Raw genomic sequence first — 13,534 nt, forward strand, 5'->3', positions numbered from 1 at the left:
CGGGACAGGTAGCGAACCCACACCGATGAGTTCCCGCGTCGGGCCGCCGGCCGGCCCCACCCTCGCCTTCGTCGAGAGCCCCGTTCAGCTCCTGAACGTCCTGGAGTGGGCGCACACCGTCGCGTCCGCCGCTGTCGACGCGCGTCACGGCGCGACGGCGGACGGGGACGGGGAGGGGACGGTCACCGGCCCGGCCGGGAACCCATCGGTGTACGGCGACTTCACCGTCGTCGTCCTTTCACCCGTCGATCCCATGACCCGTGGCCAGCTGCGCCGGATGACGGAGCTGGCGAGCACCGAGGGGTGCACGGTGCGCTGGGAGGAGGCGCGCGGCGGGGCGGCCGCGCCGTTCCAGACCATCGGCGGACTCGCCTCGCTGCTCAGGAAGGCCGAGCGGATCGTCATCGGCGATCCCTTCTCGCGGTATGTGCAGCTGTTGCTGACCATCTCCCGCGCGCGCGACATCGTCGTCGTGGACGACGGCACCGCGACCATGGAGTTCATCAGCCAGCTCGCGGCCGGTGAGCGACTGGTGCGCTGGCACCGGCGCGGCGGTCGGCCGAGCCCGCGTGACCTGGCCTTCGGGCCGGTCTCGAACGCCGCGCGGCGCCGTCTGACGCCCAGCGACAAGCGGCGCGTCGAGGTCTTCTCCTCGATGCCCATCGAATCCGTGCCGCCGGGCGTCGAGGTGAGCTCCAACGAATTCACCTGGACCAAGGCCCGGTTCGGCCCGCCCCGGATCACCAAGGGCGCGGACCTGGTGGGCACCTCGCTGGTGGAGACCGGCGTGGTCGACCTGGAGCGCTATCTGACGGCGGTCGGTGAGCTGGCCCGCGCCCATGGCGCCACGCGCTACTTCGCCCACCGCCGCGAGGCCACCGACAAGCTGCACCGGCTCTCCGTGGAGACCGGCCTGGAGATCGTCCGCCCCGACCTGCCGCTGGAGCTGATCGCCCGCCGTGGTCCGATCGGCCGTACGATCCTGAGTTTCCCGTCCACCGTCGTACACACCCTCCCGCTGGCGCTGGCCGGTACGGAGGTCAAGGTGGCGGTCTGCGACATCGACCCCGAGTGGCTGACCGCGCACGCCTCGCCGCGCGCCCAGGGATTTCTGTCCGGAGTCACGGGCACCGCGCGGGACGTGCAGCGGCTGGACGCGACGCCCGCGCCCTCCCCGGGAAAGGCCTCCTAGGGCCGTACTTCCCGTGCTTCCCGGCGTACGCGCTCCGAAGCGAAGCGTCCGGCGACAAAACGAGTGGCATACCCGTCACATGTGACGATCATGCGCGTGGCGGGGAAATTTCTTACCCCAATACGGCTGAAGAATCGTTCCTCAGATCTCGGGGGTACCCCGGTGCGCCTTACCCTTCAAAGGGTGAGCCATGTGAAGCCGTACGAGCGCGAAGACGATCTGCCCGGCCTGGAGCCGCTGTCCACGCGGCCCGAGATGTCCACGCTTGTGGGCCTTGCCGAGGTACCCGCCCTCGACGGACTCCTCGGCGAGGAGCTCTACGCGGAGCTGGTCGCCTTCCGCCGGGACCTGCACATGCACCCCGAGCTCGGCAACCAGGAGATCCGCACCACCGCGGCGATCAAGCACCGCCTGGAGAGCGCCGGACTCAAGCCGCGGGTTCTGAACACCGGCACCGGGCTCATCTGTGACATCGGCGACTCGGCCACCCAGTCCCCGGCGGGCATGCCGATCGAGGCCGCCGAGGGGCGCACCGGAGTGGGCGGGGCGCGCCCGATGCTCGCGCTGCGCGCCGACATCGACGCCCTGCCGATCCCGGACACCAAGGCCAGCTGCGCGTACCGGTCGACCGAGCCCGGTCGCGCGCACGCCTGCGGGCACGACGTGCACACGACGGTGGTCCTCGGCGCCGGTCTCGTCCTGGCCGAACTGCACCGCAGGGGCGAACTGCCGCATCCGGTACGGCTGATCTTCCAGCCGGCCGAGGAGGTGCTGCCCGGAGGTGCCACCGACGCGATCGAGTCCGGTGTACTGGAGGGCGTGGGGCGCATTCTGGCCGTGCACTGCGACCCCAAGGTGGACGCGGGGCGCATCGGTCTGCGGCACGGGGCCATCACCTCGGCCTGCGACCGGCTGGAGATCACGCTCGACGGTCCCGGCGGTCACACCGCACGTCCGCACCTCACGACGGACCTGGTGACCGCCGCTGCCAGGGTGGCCACCGAGGTGCCCGGCCTGGTCGGCCGCCGGGTCGACGCGCGCTCGGGGCTTTCGGTGACCTGGGGGCGTATCGAGTCCGGGCACGCCTGCAACGTCATCCCCCAGCACGCCGAACTCTCCGGCACCGTCCGCTGCCTGGACCTGGAGACCTGGCGCCAGGCACCCGACGTGGTGCATGCCGCCGTCGACGAGATCGCGGGCCTGTACCGCGCCAAGAGCCAGATCACCTACGTCCGCGGGGTGCCGCCCGTGGTGAACGAGGAGGGCGCCACCGAGCTGCTGCGCAGTGCCATGACGGCGCGGCGCGGCCCCGACTCGGTGGAGGACACCCCGCAGAGCCTCGGTGGCGAGGACTTCTCCTGGTATCTGGAGCACGTGCCCGGGGCCATGGCCCGGCTCGGTGTGCGCACGCCCGGCGACCGGGTCTCGCGCGATCTGCACCAGGGCGACTTCGACGCCGACGAGTCGGCGATCCGGGTCGGTGTGGAGTTGTTCACGGCGTCGGCGCTGCTCGACGCCGCCCAGCGCTGAGGCCGCGCGCGCGGCCGGAAGCTGTGCGCGTGGACCCGGGCCGGGGCGGGGATTCGGACCGCCCCGGTCAAGGGGATCCGAAGGTTTTCCACAGGCGGTGCCTTTGTCAGGCGGCGGGCGTACTCTGGGCCCCGCCGCCTCTCGGAGGACACGCGTTCGAGGCCCGTTCGCGTCGAATCGATAACGGCTGGGGACGGGCCGTTCATCTGAAATCTACGCGCGTTACGATGCGGCGAAACTTTGCGCCGTTCGTCCGAACGGAGCACCCTCAGAGCGCCAGGTACGGCGCTTAGGTCAGGTCTAAGGAGCCTCCCTTGCGCCGGGTAGTGAAGATCTCTGCTGCGTGTATCGCCAGCGCCGCACTGGCACTCTCCGCCACTGCCTGTGGCAGCACGTCCTCCGAGAAGGAGAAGGACTCCGGCTCGGGCGGCGGCGTCAAGATCGGTCTCGCCTTCGACGTCGGCGGCCGTGGTGACCACTCCTTCAACGACTCCGCCGCGCGTGGTGCGGACAAGGCGAAGGACGAGTTCGACGGCGAGCTCAAGGAGCTCACCGCCAAGACCAGCGACACCGAGGCGGACCGGGTCCAGAAGCTGACCGACCTCGCCGACGCGGGCTACAACCCGGTCATCGGCGTGGGCTTCGCGTACGCGCCCTCCGTCAACAAGGTGGCCGCGAAGTACCCGGACACCACCTTCGGCATCGTCGACTCGGTCGTGGACCAGAAGAACGTCAACAGCGTCGTCTTCACCGAGGAGCAGGGCTCCTACCTGGCCGGTGTGGCCGCGGCCCTGAAGACCAAGAAGAAGCACGTCGGCTTCATCGGCGGCAACGACAACCCGCTGATCAAGAAGTTCGAGGCGGGCTACGTCCAGGGCATCAAGGACACCGACCCGAAGATCGAGATCGAGCGCCAGTACCTGAGCCGCGGCAACGACACCTCCGGCTTCACCAGCCCGGACAAGGGCAAGTCGGCCGCGGAGGGCATGCTCGACAAGGGTGCGGACGTCGTCTACTCGGCGGCGGGCAACTCCAACAGTGGCGCGATCGAGGCCGCCGCCGAAGTCAAGGGCGCCTGGGCGATCGGCACCGACTCCGACCCGTACGAGGTCCCGGCGCTGTCCAAGTTCAAGCACGCGATCCTCTCGTCGATGCTCAAGAACGTCGACCTCGGCGTCTACGAGCTGGTGAAGTCCGTCAAGGACGGCAAGCCGAAGACCGGTATCAGCTCCTACGCCCTGAAGGACAAGGGCGTGCAGCTGTCCACCTCCGGCGGCTACCTGGACGACATCAAGGGCAAGCTGGACGAGGTCGAGAAGAAGATCGTCGCGGGCGACATCAAGGTCAAGACGACCCCGTAAGGCGCGAGTGGGCGGGGTCTTCGCGGCCCCGCCCCGCGTAGTGCATCGCACCGGCTCGGCGCGACGGTGGACGACCGACGCGCCGGGCCATAACAAAGTGTCAACTCTACGCGGGTAGCGCGGAGTTGCCGCGCTAGCGTCGCCGACGCCAGTCTCCCGTAACTCCTCCGCTCCTTCTCCCGAGGAGAGTGCACCATCAAAGCGTCCGTGCCTGACAAAGTGTCCGTGCCCGACGAGAACACTCCCGCCGTCGAACTGCACGGCATCACCAAGCGGTTCCCCGGTGTCGTCGCCAACCGCGACATCGACATCACGGTCCACCGCGGCACCGTGCACGCCCTCTGCGGCGAGAACGGCGCCGGCAAGTCGACCCTGATGAAGATCCTCTACGGCATGCAGAAGCCGGACGAGGGCACCATCACGGTCGACGGGCGGCGGGTCACCTTCCACACCCCGGCCGACGCCATCGCGCGCGGAATCGGCATGGTGCACCAGCACTTCATGCTGGCCGACAACCTGACCGTGCTGGAGAACACCGTGCTCGGCGCGGAGAAGCTGCACGGCATCGGGGCCAAGGCCCGCCGCAGGATCGAGGAGATCTCGCAGGCGTACGGACTGAACATCCGGCCCGACACGTATGTCGAGGAGCTCGGCGTCGCGGACCGGCAGCGGGTGGAGATCCTCAAGGTGCTCTACCGGGGCGCGCGCACGCTGATCCTGGACGAGCCCACCGCGGTCCTGGTGCCGCAGGAGGTGGACGCGCTCTTCGACAACCTGCGGGAGCTCAAGTCCGAGGGCCTGACCGTCATCTTCATCTCGCACAAGCTGGGCGAGGTGCTGTCGGTCGCCGACGAGATCACCGTGATCCGGCGCGGCACCACGGTCGGCACCGCCGATCCGCGCACCACCACCGCCAAGCAGCTCGCCGAGCTGATGGTCGGCTCCGAACTCCCCTCCCCGGAGACCGAGGAGTCCACGGTCACCGACCGCCCGATGCTCACCGTCACGGATCTGAGGCTCACCCAGACCGACCTCGACGGCGTCGAGCGCGTCATCCTCGACGACATCTCCTTCACCATCCACCACGGCGAGGTCCTCGGGATCGCCGGTGTGGAGGGCAACGGCCAGTCCGAACTGGTCGAGGCCGTGATGGGCATGCGCGACCCGGACAGCGGACGCATCCTGCTCGACGCGGACGACATCACGCACCTGCCCACCCGCAAGCGCCGTGAGGAGGGCGTCGGTTACATCCCGGAGGACCGCCACCGCCACGGGCTGCTGCTGGAGGCCACGCTCTGGGAGAACCGCATCCTCGGGCACGTCACCGAGCGCCCCAACAGCAAGCGCGGACTGCTCGACCGGAGCGCGGCGCGCAAGGACACCGCGCGCATCATCCGGGAGTACGACGTCCGCACCCCCGGTATCGAGGTCACCGCGGCCTCGCTGTCCGGCGGCAACCAGCAGAAGCTGATCGTCGGCCGCGAGATGAGCCACGCGCCGAAGCTGCTGATCGCCGCGCATCCCACCCGCGGTGTCGACGTCGGCGCGCAGGCGCAGATCTGGGACCAGATCCGGGAGGCGCGCCGCGAGGGCCTGGCGGTGCTGCTGATCTCCGCCGACCTCGACGAACTCATCGGTCTTTCGGACACCTTGCGGGTGATGTACCGGGGCAGACTCGTCGCCGACGCCGACCCGCAGAGCATCACCCCCGAGGAACTCGGCTCCGCCATGACGGGTGCCGCGGCCGGTCATCTCGAGCACGCGGACGACGGACCCGAGCACACCGCGCAGCCCGGGGAGCCCGGGAAGTTCGACAAGCCCGAGAAAACCGGGACGTTCGACAAGCCGGGGAAGTTCGACAAGCCCGCGAACCCCGAGGACCCCGAAGACGAGGCCCGATGAAGAAGTACACCTCCCGCATCGACAAGGAGCGGCTGTTCCTCGGGATCGCCGCGCCACTGCTCGCGATCGTCGCCGCGCTCGTGGTCACCGCCCTGGTGATCCTCGCGACCGGCAAGGACCCGGGCCCCGCCTTCGACGACATGCTGACCTATGGCACCGCGAGCGACAGCCAGGTCTACATCCTCAACAAGGCGACCACGTACTACCTCGCGGGCGTCGCGGTGGCCATCGGCTTCCGGATGAACCTGTTCAACATCGGTGTGGACGGCCAGTACCGGCTCGCCGCCTTCATCGCCGCGGCGCTCGGCGGCGCGCTGACGCTGCCGGGGTTCATCTCCGTACCGCTGATCATCCTGTGCGCCATGGCGGTCGGCGCGCTGTGGGCCGCCATCGCCGGTGTGCTGAAGGTGACCCGCGGGGTCAGCGAGGTCATCTCGACCATCATGCTGAACGCGATCGCGACCGCGATCATCGCCTATCTGCTGCAGCCGGGCCGCCTCGGCGAGCTGGACAAGGCCGGTACCAAGGTCTCGACCGAACCGCTGCCCGCCGACTCGCACTTCTTCGTCTTCGACACCGGTCCGGCCGGTGAGCTCTGGGGCTTCATCGTGGTCGCGGCGGTGGTCGGCGTCGCGTACTGGTTTGTGCTCGGCCGCACCCGCTTCGGCTTCGACCTGCGCACCGTCGGTCTGTCCGAGTCGGCCGCCTCGGCCAGTGGCGTCGGCGTCAAGAAGATGATCGCGACGAGCATGATCCTCTCGGGCGCGGTCGCGGGTCTGATCGGCATGCCGACGCTGCTCAACGACAGCCACGAGTTCAGCAACGACTTCCCCTCCGGTATCGGGTTCACCGGTATCGCCATCGCGCTCCTCGGCCGCAACCACCCCATCGGCATCGCGCTCGGCGCACTGCTCTGGGGTTTCCTGGAGCGCACCACCAACCATCTCGAATTCCAGGGCTACGACAAGGAGATCCTCGGCGTGATCCAGGGCGTCATCGTCCTGTGCGTCGTCATCGCCTACGAGGTCGTACGCCGATTCGGCATCAAGCGGCAGCAGCAGCGCGTGGGCGCCCAACTCGCTGCCCGGGCCGGCGCCCCCACCAAGAAGCAGGAGGTGGCGTGAGATGACCGCCACGATGCAAGACGCCCCGCCTCCCGCGGCGCCCAAGGTGGCGGGCGGCCGGCGCGTCGGCCCCCGCGACACCTGGGTCCGGGTGCTGATCCTCACCCTGTTCGGACTGCTTCTGCTGTCCCTCGTGCGCGAGATCACCGGCGCCGACCAGCTCACCTCCGCCGGACAGATCGGGGCCGCACTGGCTCTCGCGGTACCGATCGGGCTCGCCGCGCTGGCCGGCATGTGGTCCGAGCGCGCGGGTGTGATCAACATCGGCCTCGAAGGCATGATGATCCTCGGCACCTTCGGTGCGGGCTGGCTCGGCTGGCAGTCCAGCCCCTGGTTCGGCCTGCTGTGCGGAATCGGCTTCGGTGTGCTCGGCGGCCTGATCCACGGCATCGCCACCATCACCTTCGGCGTCGACCACATCGTCTCCGGCGTGGCCGTCAACCTGCTCGCGCTCGGCGCCACCCAGTACCTCGCCAAGATCTTCTTCGCCGAGGGCGACGCCGCCGTCGAGGGCGGCAACCCCAAGCAGTCGCCCGCCTCGGAGGCGCTCCCCGACTTCAGCGTGGGCGGGTTCGACGTGTTCGGCCTCGAGGTGGGCAGCCTCTCCGACGGGCTCAACTCGCTGCAGGAGCGGCACTGGTTCTTCGTCTCCGACGTCGCGGGCATTCTCGGCGGCCTGGTCACCGAACTCTCGGTGGTCACGGTCATCGCGGTCGCGCTCGTCGTCCTGAGCTGGTGGATCCTGTGGCGTACCGCGTTCGGCCTGCGGCTGCGCTCCTGCGGTGAGAACCCGATCGCCGCGGAGTCGCTCGGCGTGCACGTCTACACGTACAAGTACGCGGCTCTCGCCGTCTCCGGCGGCCTCGCCGGGCTCGGCGGTGCCTTCCTCGCCCTGGTCACCTCGCACGTCTACCTGGAGGGCCAGACCGGCGGCCGCGGCTACATCGGCCTCGCCGCGATGATCTTCGGCAACTGGCGGCCGGGCGGACTCGCCATGGGTGCGGGCCTGTTCGGCTTCTCGGACGCGCTGCAACTGCGCAACGGCGGCACGGTCGTGCACGCGCTGCTGCTTCTGCTGTTCATCCTGCTCGTGCTGCTCGCGCTGCGGAAGGCGTACCGCAAGTCCTGGCTCCAGGCGGGCGTTTCGGGGGTCGTCGCCCTCGCGGTCCTGGTCTGGTACCTGGCCACGGACGAGGTGCCCAACGACTTCGTCGGCGCGACCCCGTACTTCGTCACGCTGCTCGTGCTCTCGTTGTCCGCGCAACGGCTGCGCATGCCCAAGGCGAACGGCATGCGCTACCACAAGGGCCAGGGCAAGTGAGCGCGCCGACCGCCGAGGCCGAGGCCGACTGGGAGGCGCTGCGTCAGGCGGCGCGCGAGGCCATGTCCCGTGCCTACGCGCCGTACTCCGGCTTCCCGGTCGGTGCCGCCGCGCGCGTCGACGACGGGCGGATCGTGACGGGCTGCAACGTCGAGAACGCCTCCTACGGTCTCGGGCTGTGCGCGGAGTGCGGGCTCGTCGCGCAGCTTAGGCTCACCGGGGGCGGCCGTCTGACGCACTTCACCTGTGTCGACGGGCGGGGCGAGCTGCTCATGCCGTGCGGGCGCTGCCGTCAGCTGCTCCACGAGTTCGGCGGCCCCGCCCTGCTCCTGGAGACCCCGGCGGGCATCCGCTCACTGGACGCCATGCTGCCCCAGGCCTTCGGCCCCGAACAGCTCAACTGACCCGCGCACCCGAGGAGTTCGCGTGCCGGTCCCCTCGCGGCCCGGCACACTCAGCGGCCCTGCGCGTACGGCCGGCACCGGTCGTACGCACAGGGCCGTCCTCGTACGAACCGTTTCCGCCAACCGCACCTCTATGCGCGTAGAGTTCTGCTTTCGGGTCGCGTACGTGTTCCCGTAGGACCTGCCCGTAGCCCAACTCCCCGAGGACAGACCATGGACGCCATCTCCGTCATCCGTACGAAGCGGGACCGCGGCGAACTCAGCGACGCGCAGATCGACTGGGTGATCGACGCCTACACCAGGGGCGTCGTGGCCGACGAGCAGATGTCCTCGCTGGCGATGGCGATCCTGCTCAACGGCATGAACCGGCGCGAGATCTCGCGCTGGACCGCGGCGATGATCGCCTCCGGGGAGCGGATGGACTTCTCGGCCGCGTCCGGGCTGACCCGCCCCACCGCCGACAAGCACTCCACGGGCGGTGTCGGCGACAAGATCACGCTGCCGCTGGCACCGCTGGTCGCCGCCTGTGGCGCGGCGGTTCCGCAGCTCTCGGGGCGCGGTCTCGGCCACACCGGCGGCACCCTGGACAAGCTGGAGTCCATCCCCGGCTGGCGCGCACTGCTGTCCAACGAGGAGATGCACGCGGTGCTGGGCGATGCCGGTGCCGTCATCTGTGCCGCGGGCGACGGGCTCGCCCCGGCGGACAAGAAGCTGTACGCGCTGCGCGATGTCACCGGCACCGTCGAGTCGATCCCGTTGATCGCCTCGTCGATCATGTCGAAGAAGATCGCCGAAGGCACCGGCGCCCTGGTCCTGGACGTGAAGGTGGGCTCCGGCGCCTTCATGAAGACCCTCGACGACGCCCGCGAACTGGCCGCCACCATGGTCGGCCTCGGTACCGACCACGGCGTACGCACCGTCGCCCTGCTCACCGACATGTCGACCCCGCTCGGCCTGACCGCCGGAAATGCCCTCGAGGTCCGCGAATCCGTGGAGGTCCTCGCGGGCGGGGGGCCCGCCGACGTGGTGGAACTGACCCTGGCGCTGGCCCGCGAGATGCTCGACGCGGCCGGGCTGAAGGACGCCGACCCCGAGCGGGCGCTGGCCGACGGCTCGGCCATGGACGTCTGGCGGCGCATGATCGGCGCCCAGGGCGGCGACCCCGGCGCGCCCCTGCCGGTGGCCCGCGAGCAGCACGTCGTGACGGCCCCGGCCACCGGCGTGCTCACCCGGCTCGACGCGTACGGCGTCGGCGTGGCCGCCTGGCGCCTCGGCGCGGGCCGCGCCCGCAAGGAGGACCCGGTCCAGGCGGGCGCCGGAATCGAACTACACGCCAAGCCGGGCGCCCCGGTCACCGCCGGACAGCCCCTGCTGACCCTGCACACCGATACCCCCGAACGCTTCGACTACGCGCTCCAGGCCCTGGCGGACGCCTACGAGATCACCGACGGGCCGAGCGACGCCCCGGCGCACGGCATCGTCCTCGAACGGGTGGCCTGAACAGCCCCCGAGGGGGTGCGAAGTTCGGGCACCGTGATTGTCGGTCGCCTCAACTAGCCTTGTTTAAAAGGTAGTTGAGGGGCCGAGAGGGTGACGGAGCTGCGCACTCGGCCGCCGCGTCCCTTGCTGCCGTCCGCATTTCCATCCGGACCCAAGACAGCCAGGGGAGTTTTCCGTGACCCTCGTTCTGCCCGACCTGCCCGCCTATTTCACGCACGGCAGGAGTTTCCGGGACACGGGCACCACGATCATCGGTGACCCGTACGACCACATATTGACCGTATCCGTGGAGTCCGTGGGGGAGCTGTGGCTGCCGAGCGGCCGGATCGTGGTCAGTGATCCGGCCTTCCTCGGGGACGCCGAGATGGTGCCGCTGGCCGCGGAGCTGGGCGCGGGCTGCCATCAGGTCTCGGTGTCGCGAGTGACCACCACCTACGTCGCCGACCCGCACATTTCCTGGGACGACGTGGCCGCCGCACGGATCGTCGTACGCGAGGAGCCGACCGTCGCCTGGGAACCCGCGCGGCCCGGCGACCCGGAGGAGGAACACGGCCCGGGCGAGGGCTCGGTGATCTACGGCTACGGCGTGGACAGCGGGCGCTCCTGCTTCGTGGACCCCGAGGTCAACAGGGCCCTGGCCGAGGACGACGCGGCCCGGGAGCGAATGTCCGAGGCGGCCCTGAGCTGGGGCACCGAGCCGTCCGTCCTCGCCGATCCGGACAGCGGCCACCAGGCCGCGGGCTTCCCCTCGGGCGCGGGCGACGGGGTGTACCCGACCTGGCTGGGCCGCGACGCCGAGGGCCGGGTGACCTGTGTGGTGACCACCTTCCGGCACGACATCAGGTGAGGGTGCCCGACTGCCGTCGCGCCAAAGGGAGTTGACGCCCCGGTGCGGCTCAGCCCAGCACGGCGGCGATGACCACCATCACGGGTGCCGAGACCATGGTGGACAGCAGGATCGACTCGCGCGCGAGGCGTTCGGCGACGCCGTAGCGGCAGGCGTAGGTGAACATGTTCTGCGCGGCGGGGAGCGCGGCGACCACCACGACCTGGAGCAGCGCCTCGCCGTGCAGGGCGAAGACCTCGGCGGCCAGGAACCAGGCGAGCAGCGGCTGTCCGAGCGACTTGAGGGCCGTGGACAGGAGCACGGGGGTGCGTTCCGGCCCCGGCCCGCCGGGCAGACTGCTGCCGCACAGCGAGATCCCGAGCGCGAGCAGCACGGCCGGGATCGACATATTGCCGATCAGCGTGATCGGGTCGAGCACCGGCCCGGGCACCTCCCAGCCCGTCGCCGCCACGGTGACCCCGGCCAGCGAACTGAGGGCGAGTGGGTTGCGCAGCGGCGTCGTGAGCTGTTTCCAGAGGGGGTCCTTGCCGCCCGCGCCCGACACGTCGAGCACGGTGAGGGCGATCGGCGTGACCACGATCTGCTGGAAGAGCAGCACCGGAGCGATCAGCGAGGCGTCGCCCAGGACGTAGGCGGCGATCGGGATACCCAGATTGCCCGCGTTGAGGTAACTGGCGCACAGCGCGCCGATGGTGGTCCGGCCCACGCCCCAGCCGCGTACGGCCCCGACCGCGATGAACACCCCCGCGGTGGTGGCCGTGCACAGCGCGGTGATGAGCAGCCGCTCGGAAAGGATCACCGACAGATCGGCCCGCGACAGTGTCGTGAACAGCAGGGCCGGAGTGGCGACATGAAAGGCGAGCTTGGTCAGCACCTCCGGCCCGTTCTCCCCGAGATGCCCCTGACGGCCGATGCCGTACCCGACCGCGATCACCACGACGATCACCGCGAACCCGCTCAGCACCCCTTCCACTGCGCCCCCTCTCCGCGATCACTGCGGCGAGGGGGCGGTGCTATCAGGGGGTGCGGCATGGGCCAAGCCTCTGCGGAGGCGGGGCCCGGGGTCAATGTGATCTCGAACGGGGGCCTGATCCGCCTCTGTTCGCGGCCCGGCGGTCGGCCCCGTTCACGGCCGTGACCGGGGCCGGGCCGGGGTGGGGTCGGTCCCTGTCAGTCCTCTGTCTGCTCGCCGAAGAGTTCTTCGACGGTGGCGGCCGTCAGGACCCGCCCGAACCAGTCGTCGAGTGTGTCCAGGTCACGGCAGGTGGTGATGCGCAGGCGCGCGGGTTCGGGGAGGGTGACGCCGCGCTGTTCGAGTAGGGCGATGATGTCCGCTGCTCGGCCTTCCGCCTTGCCTTCCGCCTTGCCTTCCGCTTTGCCTTCCGCCTTGCCTTCGTCCCGTGCCTCGGTCAGGAACGGCGAACGGAAGTAAGAGAGTTCGACGGCCACCAGGTCCCTCCAGATGTTGATGGCCGGGCTCTTGGCCAGGCCTTGTGCGGTGAAGTTGACGAAGGTGCTCGCGGTGTCTTCGTCGATGGTCTTCAGGGCGACAGCCAGCGCTTTGAGTATGGCATCGACCCGGGGGTCCCGTACGTGGGTGATTGCGGCGAGAACGGCGAGCGGGATGTCCTCGGCCGCCTGCGACTGATCGGTGATGACCGGCATGTTGTGGGGACCGGCGACCAGGGGCTTGAGACGGAGGGTCTGCCACTCGGGCGGGCCGATGTGGAAGGGGCCCTCGGCCCATCTGGCGGTGCGCTCGTCCTGGCAGATGACGAGCAGGAGCGGCGGGCTCTTGTACTTCGCGTGGAGGTGAGCGGCGTAGTAGGCCCAGCTCGATGCCTTCTCCGGGTCGCGGCGGCTCTGGGCCTCGACCAGCAGCAGACGGCTCTGGCCATGGGAACCCTCGAAGTGGATCAGGGTGTCCACGCGCCGTTCCAGCGGCTCGGTCTCGGTGAGGTCGGTGGGGAGCAGGGTCACCTTGACCGGATCGCTGAACGGCATGCCGAAGCGGTCGAAGGTGCGGGCGAAGATTCCCGGATCTCGCTGAAAGATTCGGTGCATCGCCTCATGGGATGAACTGACCATGCCCGCGACGCTACGGAGCGTGAAGCTCGCCCGTCCGGAGTTCTGGTCGAGTATCACCCGAATGGCTCAGTGTTGAATGTTTAACCGCAGGTCAGGGAGGTTTCGTGCGGGGAAGTGCGCAGCCGTGACGTGCGCCTCTCTGGACGTTTAGGTGACTCGCCGGTAACCTCGAAATGAGCAAGCGCTTAGATATAGAGCGCTGTCATTCCGCATCGCAGAGCCGGGCCGGTCGTACCGAGGGCCCGAGGAGCCGCAGCCGAGAGGG

11 protein-coding genes are annotated in these 13,534 nt (G+C 69.7%); 9 read left to right on the forward strand and 2 right to left on the reverse strand.

Annotation, left to right across the window (positions count from 1 at the left end):
- The first annotated feature begins 25 nt into the window (after positions 1 to 25).
- The 9 genes from HUT18_RS22825 (at position 26) to HUT18_RS22865 (ending at position 11,181) form a co-directional block, all read left to right on the forward strand.
- On the forward strand, positions 26 to 1,192 hold the full coding sequence (locus HUT18_RS22825) for a hypothetical protein (protein ID WP_176102427.1): 1,167 nt from the start codon (positions 26 to 28) through the stop codon (positions 1,190 to 1,192).
- A 255-nt stretch (positions 1,193 to 1,447) separates the two neighbouring features.
- Positions 1,448 to 2,722, forward strand: a complete 1,275-nt coding sequence (locus tag HUT18_RS22830; protein ID WP_176104741.1) for an amidohydrolase — start codon at positions 1,448 to 1,450, stop codon at positions 2,720 to 2,722.
- A gap of 314 nt (positions 2,723 to 3,036) precedes the next feature.
- Entirely contained in the window at positions 3,037 to 4,083 is a 1,047-nt protein-coding gene (locus HUT18_RS22835; protein ID WP_176102428.1) for a BMP family protein, read from the forward strand.
- 207 nt (positions 4,084 to 4,290) lie between these two features.
- Complete coding sequence (locus HUT18_RS22840) at positions 4,291 to 5,985, forward strand: ABC transporter ATP-binding protein (protein WP_217710511.1); 1,695 nt, start codon at positions 4,291 to 4,293, stop codon at positions 5,983 to 5,985.
- Positions 5,982 to 7,109, forward strand: a complete 1,128-nt coding sequence (locus HUT18_RS22845; RefSeq protein ID WP_176102429.1) for an ABC transporter permease — start codon at positions 5,982 to 5,984, stop codon at positions 7,107 to 7,109. Before HUT18_RS22840 ends, HUT18_RS22845 begins: the two co-directional genes overlap by 4 nt.
- Position 7,110: 1 nt before the next feature.
- Positions 7,111 to 8,430, forward strand: coding sequence for an ABC transporter permease (locus tag HUT18_RS22850; RefSeq protein ID WP_176102430.1), 1,320 nt, complete (start codon positions 7,111 to 7,113; stop codon positions 8,428 to 8,430).
- Complete coding sequence (locus HUT18_RS22855; RefSeq protein ID WP_176102431.1) at positions 8,427 to 8,834, forward strand: cytidine deaminase; 408 nt, start codon at positions 8,427 to 8,429, stop codon at positions 8,832 to 8,834. Before HUT18_RS22850 ends, HUT18_RS22855 begins: the two co-directional genes overlap by 4 nt.
- 213 nt (positions 8,835 to 9,047) lie before the next feature.
- The gene (locus tag HUT18_RS22860; RefSeq protein ID WP_176102432.1) at positions 9,048 to 10,334 is read left to right on the forward strand and encodes a thymidine phosphorylase; all 1,287 of its coding nucleotides are present in this window, start codon (positions 9,048 to 9,050) and stop codon (positions 10,332 to 10,334) included.
- A gap of 175 nt (positions 10,335 to 10,509) precedes the next feature.
- The gene (locus HUT18_RS22865) at positions 10,510 to 11,181 is read left to right on the forward strand and encodes a DUF4241 domain-containing protein (RefSeq protein ID WP_176102433.1); all 672 of its coding nucleotides are present in this window, start codon (positions 10,510 to 10,512) and stop codon (positions 11,179 to 11,181) included.
- 49 nt (positions 11,182 to 11,230) lie between these two features.
- Here the strand turns inward: HUT18_RS22865 and HUT18_RS22870 are convergent, their stop codons facing one another.
- Both HUT18_RS22870 and HUT18_RS22875 read right to left on the reverse strand, forming a co-directional pair.
- On the reverse strand, positions 11,231 to 12,154 hold the full coding sequence (locus HUT18_RS22870; RefSeq protein ID WP_176102434.1) for an AEC family transporter: 924 nt from the start codon (positions 12,152 to 12,154) through the stop codon (positions 11,231 to 11,233).
- A 197-nt stretch (positions 12,155 to 12,351) separates the two neighbouring features.
- Positions 12,352 to 13,245 carry a hypothetical protein gene (locus HUT18_RS22875; protein ID WP_368661551.1) on the reverse strand — a complete coding sequence of 298 codons (894 nt, stop codon included), beginning with the start codon at positions 13,243 to 13,245 and terminating at the stop codon, positions 12,352 to 12,354.
- Positions 13,246 to 13,534: the final 289 nt, after the last annotated feature.

It is taken from the genome of Streptomyces sp. NA04227, assembly GCF_013364195.1.
Taxonomy (GTDB): domain Bacteria; phylum Actinomycetota; class Actinomycetes; order Streptomycetales; family Streptomycetaceae; genus Streptomyces.

What these genes read in the sequence shown, in the direction of transcription:
- HUT18_RS22845 (WP_176102429.1), top strand. Translation starts at nt 5,982, where the DNA reads ATGAAGAAGTACACCTCCCGCATCGACAAGGAGCGGCTGTTCCTCGGG.
- HUT18_RS22825 (WP_176102427.1), top strand. Translation starts at nt 26, where the DNA reads ATGAGTTCCCGCGTCGGGCCGCCGGCCGGCCCCACCCTCGCCTTCGTC.
- HUT18_RS22875 (WP_368661551.1), bottom strand. Translation starts at nt 13,245, where the DNA reads ATGCACCGAATCTTTCAGCGAGATCCGGGAATCTTCGCCCGCACCTTC.
- HUT18_RS22860 (WP_176102432.1), top strand. Translation starts at nt 9,048, where the DNA reads ATGGACGCCATCTCCGTCATCCGTACGAAGCGGGACCGCGGCGAACTC.
- HUT18_RS22830 (WP_176104741.1), top strand. Translation starts at nt 1,448, where the DNA reads ATGTCCACGCTTGTGGGCCTTGCCGAGGTACCCGCCCTCGACGGACTC.
- HUT18_RS22850 (WP_176102430.1), top strand. Translation starts at nt 7,111, where the DNA reads ATGACCGCCACGATGCAAGACGCCCCGCCTCCCGCGGCGCCCAAGGTG.